Genomic DNA, 255 nt, shown 5'->3' with positions numbered 1-255 from the left:
TAAGACCCAAGGTCTTATATTCCGTTAAAATCCTTAGAAAGGAGGTGATCCAGCCGCACCTTCCGATACGGCTACCTTGTTACGACTTCACCCCAATCATCTGTCCCACCTTCGGCGGCTGGCTCCATAAAGGTTACCTCACCGACTTCGGGTGTTACAAACTCTCGTGGTGTGACGGGCGGTGTGTACAAGGCCCGGGAACGTATTCACCGCGGCATGCTGATCCGCGATTACTAGCGATTCCAGCTTCACGCA

General features: G+C 53.3%; 1 rRNA gene. It reads right to left on the bottom strand.

Annotation, left to right across the window (positions count from 1 at the left end):
* Positions 1 to 37 precede the first annotated feature (37 nt).
* A 16S ribosomal RNA gene (locus tag RUW00_RS22900) occupies positions 38 to 255 on the bottom strand; the annotation flags it as partial.

Origin of the sequence: Bacillus sp. IS1 (genome assembly GCF_032461585.1) — a bacterium.
Lineage (GTDB): Bacteria > Bacillota > Bacilli > Bacillales > Bacillaceae > Bacillus > Bacillus velezensis.
The sequence above is the reverse complement of the archived record's forward strand: the minus strand, read 5'-3'. Positions and strand labels throughout refer to the sequence as shown.